The organism is Neptunomonas antarctica (assembly GCF_001305295.1).
Classification (GTDB): Bacteria; Pseudomonadota; Gammaproteobacteria; order Pseudomonadales; family Balneatricaceae; genus Neptunomonas; species Neptunomonas antarctica.
This window is the reverse complement of sequence record NZ_LJSI01000022.1, coordinates 1-9209: the sequence shown is the minus strand read 5'-3', so window position 1 is coordinate 9209 and position 9209 is coordinate 1. Positions and strand designations below refer to the sequence as shown.

The 9209-nt window shown below is 38.4% G+C and carries 10 protein-coding genes; 9 read left to right on the top strand and 1 reads right to left on the bottom strand.

The genetic code is table 11. The annotated features are described in order from the left end of the window. A partial coding sequence (locus Nant_RS03995) for an aldehyde dehydrogenase family protein (RefSeq protein ID WP_156298817.1) occupies window positions 1-782 on the top strand: 782 nt, incomplete at its 5' end. A 161-nt stretch (window positions 783-943) separates the two neighbouring features. Beyond that, window positions 944-1552, top strand: a complete 609-nt coding sequence (gene paaY, locus Nant_RS03990; RefSeq protein ID WP_054340359.1) for a phenylacetic acid degradation protein PaaY — start codon at window positions 944-946, stop codon at window positions 1550-1552. Here paaY and Nant_RS03985 read toward each other — a convergent pair. Beyond that, entirely contained in the window at window positions 1531-2526 is a 996-nt protein-coding gene (locus Nant_RS03985) for an integron integrase (RefSeq protein WP_202904946.1), read from the bottom strand. The two genes, paaY and Nant_RS03985, sit on opposite strands and share 22 nt — an antisense overlap. A 252-nt stretch (window positions 2527-2778) precedes the next feature. Here Nant_RS03985 and Nant_RS03980 point away from each other — a divergent pair, with 252 nt between their 5' ends. The 7 genes from Nant_RS03980 (at window position 2779) to Nant_RS03950 (ending at window position 8976) form a co-directional block, all read left to right on the top strand. Continuing rightward, complete coding sequence (locus tag Nant_RS03980; protein WP_054340357.1) at window positions 2779-3288, top strand: hypothetical protein; 510 nt, start codon at window positions 2779-2781, stop codon at window positions 3286-3288. 111 nt (window positions 3289-3399) lie between these two features. Beyond that, window positions 3400-5445 (top strand): hypothetical protein, encoded by a 2046-nt coding sequence (locus tag Nant_RS03975; RefSeq protein WP_054340356.1) that lies wholly within the window; start codon window positions 3400-3402, stop codon window positions 5443-5445. 464 nt (window positions 5446-5909) lie between these two features. Beyond that, window positions 5910-6239, top strand: a complete 330-nt coding sequence (locus Nant_RS03970) for a hypothetical protein (protein ID WP_054340355.1) — start codon at window positions 5910-5912, stop codon at window positions 6237-6239. Window positions 6240-6350: 111 nt separating this feature from the next. After that, complete coding sequence (locus tag Nant_RS03965) at window positions 6351-6746, top strand: DUF3465 domain-containing protein (RefSeq protein WP_054340354.1); 396 nt, start codon at window positions 6351-6353, stop codon at window positions 6744-6746. A gap of 119 nt (window positions 6747-6865) precedes the next feature. Continuing rightward, window positions 6866-7492 carry a LysE family translocator gene (locus Nant_RS03960; protein ID WP_054340353.1) on the top strand — a complete coding sequence of 209 codons (627 nt, stop codon included), beginning with the start codon at window positions 6866-6868 and terminating at the stop codon, window positions 7490-7492. A 125-nt stretch (window positions 7493-7617) separates the two neighbouring features. After that, window positions 7618-8247, top strand: coding sequence for a hypothetical protein (locus tag Nant_RS03955; protein ID WP_054340352.1), 630 nt, complete (start codon window positions 7618-7620; stop codon window positions 8245-8247). Between the two features lie 75 nt (window positions 8248-8322). Further along, window positions 8323-8976 carry a DCL family protein gene (locus Nant_RS03950; protein ID WP_054340351.1) on the top strand — a complete coding sequence of 218 codons (654 nt, stop codon included), beginning with the start codon at window positions 8323-8325 and terminating at the stop codon, window positions 8974-8976. Window positions 8977-9209: the final 233 nt, after the last annotated feature.

The window sequence follows — 9209 nt, the reverse complement described above, 5'->3', positions numbered from 1 at the left end:
TCGAAGCGAATTGCACGCAAGCGCAGGTGTATACCGAAAAAGCCGGTGTCAACACCGTGATTATCGACTCCACCGATGACTACAAAGGCATGTTGCGTAACCTGTCGTTTACCCTGAGTCTGTACTCCGGCCAGATGTGCACCACACCACAGGACATCTTTATCAGCAAAGACGGAATTGAGACCGATCAGGGCCACAAGAGCTTTGATGATGTCGCGACTGATATCGCCACGGCAGTCAGTAAATTTCTCTCTGATCCCGAACGTGCCGCCATGGTGCTGGGCGCGATTCAGGCACAGGTGACTGCCGAGCGTATCGACAACAGCAAAACCCTGGGGACAGTGCTGCGTGAATCAGAAACACTGACGCACCCGCATTTTCCGAATGCCCGCGTGCGTTCACCGCTCCTGATGAGCATTGATGCAGCACAGCAAGACACCTACATGCAGGAACTGTTTGGTCCGATCAGCTTCGTCGTTAAAACCGACAGCACTGCGCATTCTATTGCCCTGGCAACACAAGCCGTGAAGCAGCATGGTGCAATCACTCTGGGCTGTTACGCCAGCAACGACAGCGTACTGGAACAGATCGAAGAAGCGGCATTAGACGGCGGAGTCGCACTGAGCTGCAACCTCACCGGTGGCGTATTCGTCAACCAGAGTGCCGCCTTTAGTGACTTCCATGCCACGGGCTGCAATCCGGCCGCGAATGCCTGTTTGTCTGACTTGGCTTATGTCGCGAATCGTTTTAGGGTGGTGCAGAGCCGCCGCCACGCGAAGTAAGCAAAGGATGCATAAAATTAGAATAGTCTAATAAATACTGGTATTCATGTATTTGTTTCCGTTATAAAAGGGGATTGCTAAGTTATATGTGCAATCCCCTTTTTGATAACCCTATTTTTATAATCAGGCATTCTTCCTGATTATCTGGTTTGGAGAGCAAAATGAAAGTCTATGAAATTGATGGTGTGACGCCGGTCATTGATCCCACTGCATACGTACACCCAAGCGCTGTTTTAATTGGCGATGTGATTATAGGCCCGCGTTGTTATGTAGGTCCTGCGGCCTGTTTACGTGGCGATTTTGGTCGGTTAGTGCTTAAAGAGGGCGCTAATATTCAAGATACCTGCGTTATGCATGGCTTTCCGGGCAGTGACACCGTGGTAGAAGAAGATGGCCACATCGGTCACGGCGCAGTACTGCATGGCTGCATTATTAAAAAGAACGCATTGGTCGGCATGAACGCCGTGATAATGGATGGTGCCGTGGTCGGTGAATCGGCGATTGTTGCCGCCATGTCGTTTGTAAAAGCTAAGTTTGAAGTGCCTGATCGCACCTTGGTGGCAGGCTCGCCCGCCCGTATTATCCGTGAACTATCTGATAAAGAAATCACGTGGAAATCCCAGGGCACCGCACAATATCAGGACTTAGCCATCCGTAGCTTAAATACCATGCGCGAAGTCGAACCACTCACATCGGTTGAACCCGGTCGGAAAAGACTGGTTATCGATGTGAATGTTAAGCCACTGTATCAAGTTAAAGAAGAAGACTGACTGAACAAAGCAGACAAGGGGCTACGCACACCGCCAGCCCCGCGTTCTAAAATATGTGTATAGATTTGAGTAGTCTTCACATCTCGGTGGCCTAACTGCTCTTGAACGGTACGTATATCTGCTCCTTGTTCCAGTAAATGCGTAGCAAAAGAATGTCTAAAGGTGTGACATGTCGCTAGCTTAGTCATACCAGTGTTTCTGACAGCAGCCCTAACCGCTTTTTGTAAAGAGGATGCATCCAAATGATGTCTACGTATAACGCCTGAATAGGGGTCCACACTTAAACGAGTAGCAGGGAACACATATTGCCACCCCCACGATTTATTAGCAGAAGGATATTTACGGCTAAGCGCCTCCGGCATATAGACAGCCCCATAGCCTTGAGTAACATCGGCATCGTGCTGCTGTTGCACTCTTTTTAAATGATTACGAATAGGCAGAATTAAATGATCATCTAAAACAACGACTCTATCCTTATTCCCTTTACCAGAACGAACCGTGATTGCCCTGTAATCAAAGTCAATATCTTTAACGCGTAACCGCACGCACTCCATCAATCGTAAACCCGATCCATATAACAGCGCGGCCATAAGCCAATGTGTATTTTTTAATTGCTGAAGGACCATCGCTACTTCCGCCTGAGTCATCACAACAGGTATTTTAGTGGGTTTTTTCGAGCGAACCGCATCAACTTCATATTCGAAAGGCTGTTTCAATACCTCCCGATAAAGGAAAACTAAAGCATTAAGAGCTTGATTCTGAGTACTGGAGGAAACCTGCCGATGGACAACAAGCCAAGTTAGAAAATCTTCAACCTGTTTAGCTCCACATTCATTAGGATGCTTTTTGTTGTTAAAGAAAATATAACGGCGAATCCACTGAATGTACGCCTGTTCGGTGTGAATACTGTAATGACGAACCAGAATGGCCCGACGGACTGACTCTAATAAATCAGATTTATATTTTCGTATCATTTGCAATTCCATTTGCTGATGTTATATACAGTGCTTTTCCTCGTATCAGACAATATAACGCACTTATATTGAACTATTCCACATATCTCTAAAAATAGGTTAAAAAAATTTGTTGTAAAAAATAGAAAAAATCTGTAAATCAATAAGTTATATATAAACGAAAGGGTTCAGATAGGCCAATACGTGGCCCGAATACGAGGAATCCGTATACTAACTGTTATGTGCCAGGGTGTATCCATTTAGGAACTAATTATGATATTTGAATGGTTCAACGTAGTATTTTCTGGGCCAACAGAGCAAGCAAAGTTATTTACTGTTGCTATTTCAACTATTCTTGCCGTTACACTTCTTTTAATGAATCAGTGGTTTATTGGTAACAGAGCTAGAAAAGAAAGATTGATAGAAAAATTAGAAGATCTTACAAGTGCCATACATGAATTTTATTCATTAGGTGTTGAGGTTAATCGATGCTTACATCTAAGTAAAAAGTATGATGAGAAAGCTATTGATAAGTTCATAGGGCTTGGAATAAAGATTGATACTCTATGTAGTTTATATTTTAATAATTCGACTATCGATACCAGTATTTCAGCAGACATCATCAGCATTGGTATGGAGGAATTAAATAAGCCTAAATTAGGAAATGGTGCAACCATACCGAGTGATCATCCTTTTATGGAAATGAATGAAGAGATTCATATTTGGTTTGAAGACTCTCAACTTAAAATTAAGGTGCTAATAAAAAAGCACATAACAAGCTAATCAACTGGACGCATAACGGTTGTCATCGTTTTTGCAAAAGAAAAACATGGCAAAAACAACGCCAACCTACGCGCCAGTTATTAGGGCGTTAGGCTTCCTTAAGGTTGAAGAATGGAATCTGTATTAGAATTTTTAGAAAGTGATGATAGTAATTGGTCAATGAACTTTGATCGTTATGATAGCTTCATACATGTAGCAGAATCATTTGGATATGAGTTTGAAACTCAAAAAACCACTCATGAAGTGCAGGAATTTTTAAAGGAAAAAATAAAAAAAGAACTTTATGGGGATGATCTTAGTCAGATCGATTTTGAGAAGGTACAAGATCACCTAGCGCTAAGATATTTTTCATCAGGTGAGGTTGAGTGCAAAAATGCATTTACATTTGTAGGATTGATTAGATACGTTATTAATCGTTTGGAATCTTACTCAGTTTCTCTAGATTCATGGGTTTTGGTGAGGGACTACCTAGAAGCATACTTATGTCTTTCTAATCACAGTAATGATAATAATTTTCATTTTACTTTATATAATGAAAAAAAATTAATTTCAAACTCCATAAGATTTTTAAACAATAAGGGGTTTAAAACAACGATTGAAGCTGGAAATATTGTTGTCAGTGAAGATTCTGAGAATAGATTGCTGTCAGCGATTAGCTATAGATTTAAAAAGCTTGGCTATCAGTCGATATACTTAACTCTTAATTGTATTTCACGGCATTATGATCATGATGCTAAACGGTATTTCTTACGCTCTGAACCTTCTATTTCTCTCGAATATAATGTTGATATACCATGGGGGTACTTATTCAATGTAAGCTTGACTAATTTACACAACGTTAAGAAGATCAAAAGATCTGACAAGATTTTTCTTGAATGTATAGAGCTATCAAAGCACTATTTCTGTATTAAAAATTTGCAAACATTCAATAAATTCAGCGATACAAATCATAGATATGACACTATTTTGCCTGCCATACAAAAGCATATTCTTTATGATCAATACTTCTCGATAGATCAAGTAAGTTCTGATCACATTATTAAAATGATTGAAGGTATGTTTACCTCTCCATTAATTGAATCTCTAAATATTAATATAAGAATTTACATAGATATATTGAAGTGGGTTTCAAGTAAAGCCAAACATAATGAACCGTTAGTGTTCTCAGTAGATGAAATTACTCATGGGCTAAACTACAAGTATTTTGTGAAAGATATTGAAGGTGCATTGTTTTTTATGTCATTTCAAGTCGATGAAATCAATGCTTCATATTTGAAGCCAGATGAAATATCTAAACGAAATTATTTCGAGAAACCTTTTGTCTATGTTGAAGGTAAATACTTATATGTGAATCCTATTATTTGCAATTATGGGTTTTATAACTGCTTGATAGAGTTGTGCAAAATAAATGGAGCAGATGGAAATTTAATAGGTAAAGTGGCAGAAGAATTGGTTGAAAAACTGTTTGAGCGAAGCGGAGTGAAATTCCATTCGAATAAAGAGTATAAGGTTCCGAAACTTGTATCGAGAGAGTTGTGTATTCAAAGCCAAAAACGTGAATGTGATTTCATTGTAGAAACGGATGATACAATCATAATTATTGAGCTAAAAAGAAAAACCCTTACTTCTGATGCACGGGCTGGAGATACACTAAGGTCGATAATTGACTTGTCACAGTCTTTATTACATGCGTTGGCCCAAACAGGTTGTCATGAATATATGCTAAGGCGCAATGGGAAAATTGAATTTGATGATGGTTCAATAATAGAATTATCAGGTAGGAAGGTTGAACGCGTAGCTTTGTCCTTGTTTGGGTTCTTTGGTGTTCAAGATGGCTCTTTTGTACACCAAGTACTTGGCAGCCTAATGAATGCGAAAATTGATAGCGGTAATGTAGAGAAAGATAAAACAATAAATAAACACCTTGCGGAGCTTCAGAATCAATATCGAACTGATATTTTCTCAAGTTTATATTGTGGAGAAAATAATCCATTTTTTAATTGTAGGTTCTTTAGTGTTCCGCAATTAATTGAAATGCTATCAAATACTACTAACAACGAGCAATTTAAGGTAGAGCTTAATCGTACTAGACACGTTTCAACTGGATGCAAAGATTGGTTTAAAGATTATCAATTCATTCGAAAACTTAAAGCCTAAAAAACGCATGTTGCCGGACTTGTTTTCCGCTACGCTCCAAACAAGCCGCAAATGCGGGCGTTAATGTCAGCTTAGGGGTCGACAGCAGTCATTCATGATACTATTGAAAAACATATGGGCTTGATCCAGTATAAATATGCCGCTATGGTTCTACGACTATAGCGCCTAACAAGCATGTACTCGCGGATAGACAGAAGGAATGGGGAGTGAGTCATTGAGTAGTCTTTTCTCAAAATCTGTTTATTTATACCGTTTAATTTTGCTTAAGAAAGCCAATGAAAATTTCGCGTATTTTTTCTCTATTAGTTTTTGGCGGCAGTTCTGTGTATATTATTTATGAATATCAAGTAATTAGTGTTCATGATAAATGATTTTCGGAATTATAAGGATTCCTGATAATAATTATTATGAGGATACGTACCTCATAAACAGACTGTTATGTGAGTCGAGAAAGGAATCTAATTATGAGAAAAACTTTCAATTTAAATGGAAAAAATTTAATTTTCATGAGCTATTTCTTGGTTTTCCTTGGGGTTTTGACCCCTATGTTAGTTTTGTTTTCTATTGTTGAACCTCCGAAAGGAGAACCTCCGCACATATGGTTTCAGCGCAGTGGCTCTTTATTAGTTATTTTCGCTATTGTTGCAGAGTCTATTTTGTTGCAGGGTAATGAGAACTTCAAAAACTTAAAAGTAGCATGGAAAACGTCATACAGTGTGGCAAAAATTTTAAGTCCTATACTAGCAATTATAGGAACAATGATTTGGGGATATGGAGATATACCACTTACATAACAAGTCGTTTAAAAGGACAAAAAACAGTCGGCTGTTTTCGTTCCTCAACATTTTAGCCAACAATTTTTAGCCTCTTAACGAGGCGTTATAAAGCTAGGGAAGGTTTGGTGTATGCGTAAACTATTAATATTGATTTTAGTAGGTTTCACTTTTTTACAGTGGTCAAGTTTTGCAAATTCTACATCTCTTAATGAAGCATATAAAAATCATCAAAGTAATGTTCAAGTCAAAGGCGCTGGCAAAGTTATTCGTATATTAAGCGATGATAATCAAGGTTCGCGTCATCAAAAATTCATCCTTAAATTAAGCGCTGGTAACACTATCTTAATCTCACATAATATTGATCTTGCCCCAAGAGTCAACTCGATTTCAAAAGGTGATACAGTTCAATTCTATGGTGAATATGAATGGAATAATAAAGGTGGCGTAGTTCATTGGACTCATAGAGACCCAAATGGTCACCATATTGGCGGTTGGTTAAAGCATAACGGTAGTATTTACCAATAGCTTTATAACAAGCCATTCAAGCAGGACTTTTAACAGTTGGTTAGGTTCCGCTTCGCTTCACATTTTAACCAACAATTAAAAGCCTCTTAATGGGGCGTTAGCATACTTAAGGATGATTGATGTTTCCGATAGAAGTTTGGATTACATATACACTAGCGTGTTTACTTTTGGTTATATCACCGGGCCCAGATAATATTTTGGCTATTGGCCGCGGTTTAAGCCAAGGTAAGCTTGCTGCGTGTTTCTCTGGAGCAGCCTCTGGAATGGGGATTTTATTTCATATATTAACTGCTACATTTGGACTTACATTATTAATACAAACTTCAGAGTTAGCCTTTATCATTGTAAAGTTAATCGGTGCTGGATACTTAATTTGGTTAGGTATAAAAGTATTAAGATCTCGAAGCCTTATAAATCTAACACCAACTGAAAAACAACCATTTACTAGTATCTTAACAACTGGATTCTTATCTGCTGCACTCAACCCGAAACCTGGGATGTTTGTGCTTGCATTTATTCCACAATTTGTTAATCCTGAACTCGGTTCAGTCACAACTCAAATGATTGTATATGGTATGTGGTTTGCTTTGTTAACGGCAGTAGGCTTCGCGTTAATGGGAGTTTTTGCATCACGCTTAGCTGGCTGGCTTCATGAAAAACCTAAAGTTATAAATGGCTTAAATATTGGTGCGGGTTTAACCTTTATTACATCAGGTTTAGCTGTAGCAGCATTAAAACAACGATAGTGCACGCGTATGCTAACAAGCTGTTAAACAAGGACAAAAAACAGTTGGTTTTGCTCCTTCGTCGCTAATTTTAACCAACTATTTTTTGCCTGTTAACCGGGCGTTAGCTGTTTAGGAGTATATTCGTGAATTCAGTTCATTTTGAATCAGGTTTGTCAGAAGAGATTGCAATTGTTTTATCGTGTCCAGGGAAAGATGAAGAAGAAGCTACCCCTCAAGGTCCAGCAAAAGGACAAACAGGTACGAATTTAAATGCGATTCTAAATATTTTAACGAATGATTTTAATAGGAGTGGGTTTACTCGTACTGATATTGTAGTAACGAATTCGTGGGCTCAGGTAGAATATATTAAAAAAACACAAAGAGCTGAAGCTGAGTTACAACAAGTGTTGGGAGTAAGTAATTTGAATCGACTCGCTTCTGAAATTGAAAATATTTCAAAGTATATCGTTGCGTGTGGTGAGAATGCGAAAGTTTCTGTGTCAATGCTTGAATATGCAGGTAAGTTGAAAGAAGGTGTAAAAATTATTTATATTAAACACCTTGGTAGCCAAGCAATAAACTTAAATGTAAGTACAGATATTGATGGCAATGAAATAGTAACTTATTCAAGAGCAGCAGATAAGCCTGATCATGAAACACGCTCTTTGGTTAAAATAGAGAATGATAACATGACTAAGCGTCTTACCGTAGTTGCACATGAAGTAAATCAACAGCTAACAAGGCGCTTAAACGGAACTAAAACAGTTGGTTAGGTTTCGCTTCGCTACACATTATAACCAACTATTTTAGTCCGCTTAGCGCGGCGTTAGCTTTTTAAGGAGAGTGATGTGGCAAAACCGATAGCATTTGGAACATATCAGTTTAAGACCAAGAAAAGTGCCACTGAAGAGGCTCGGAACAGAATTAACCAATATGAAGCAGGTGAGCGTCTACGGTTGGAAGATGAGAATTTTTTCGTTTCATTATTTACCTTGCATTCTGAGTACTCAGAAAAGAAAGGTGCTGGAATAGATTACATAGCTGTAGAAAGGGACTTTCACAATAATCGTTGTCTTTATATCCACAGAGTAGATGGTACGAGCATAGATTGTAGCTGGGTTCATTGTATACAGCCTGCTTCTCAGAAAACTGTTGTCTCTATGGCTTTTCGGAGAGCCGTAAAAGAAACTATTATGGCATACAAATCTGCTTCCTTGGATAAAGTAGATGTGTGCCCAGTTCTTGGAACTAAATTAACTTATGAAAACAGTCATGTGTCTTACTTATCACCTTCATTTGATGACCTGTTAATTGGATTTTTGCAGCAGTGTCACATAGATATTGAGTCTGTTGCTTTAACAAACCCTAAACCAGTTGATACTGATCAGAGAGGTCAGGTAACGGACCAAAAATTACTTAATGATTGGTGTTCTTTTCATCAAAGAAAGGCAAGTTTAAAACTGCTAAGTGCAGAAGCAAATTTGCATAGGTTAAAAAGCTAACAAGCGCATGTTGCCGGACTGTTTTTCCGCTGCGCTTCAAAACAGCCGCAAATGCGGGCGTTATGTTTTAAACTAAACCCCAATCACTACGGGTATAATACTTAGGGATTAGTAAAAATAAATGTTATGAAACTAACTTTTATTATTTTTTGTGCAATTTTTTTATTAAAATAGGAGGATTACCATTACTTTTCCAGGACTTGTATCCATGTTGGCATCATTTTTTTTGTCAG

Coding starts and splice junctions, on each gene's coding strand:
- Nant_RS03965 (WP_054340354.1), top strand. CDS start 6,351: ATGCGTAAACTATTAATATTGATTTTAGTAGGTTTCACTTTTTTACAG.
- Nant_RS03985 (WP_202904946.1), bottom strand. CDS start 2,526: ATGATACGAAAATATAAATCTGATTTATTAGAGTCAGTCCGTCGGGCC.
- Nant_RS03960 (WP_054340353.1), top strand. CDS start 6,866: ATGTTTCCGATAGAAGTTTGGATTACATATACACTAGCGTGTTTACTT.
- Nant_RS03975 (WP_054340356.1), top strand. CDS start 3,400: ATGGAATCTGTATTAGAATTTTTAGAAAGTGATGATAGTAATTGGTCA.
- paaY (WP_054340359.1), top strand. CDS start 944: ATGAAAGTCTATGAAATTGATGGTGTGACGCCGGTCATTGATCCCACT.
- Nant_RS03970 (WP_054340355.1), top strand. CDS start 5,910: ATGAGAAAAACTTTCAATTTAAATGGAAAAAATTTAATTTTCATGAGC.
- Nant_RS03980 (WP_054340357.1), top strand. CDS start 2,779: ATGATATTTGAATGGTTCAACGTAGTATTTTCTGGGCCAACAGAGCAA.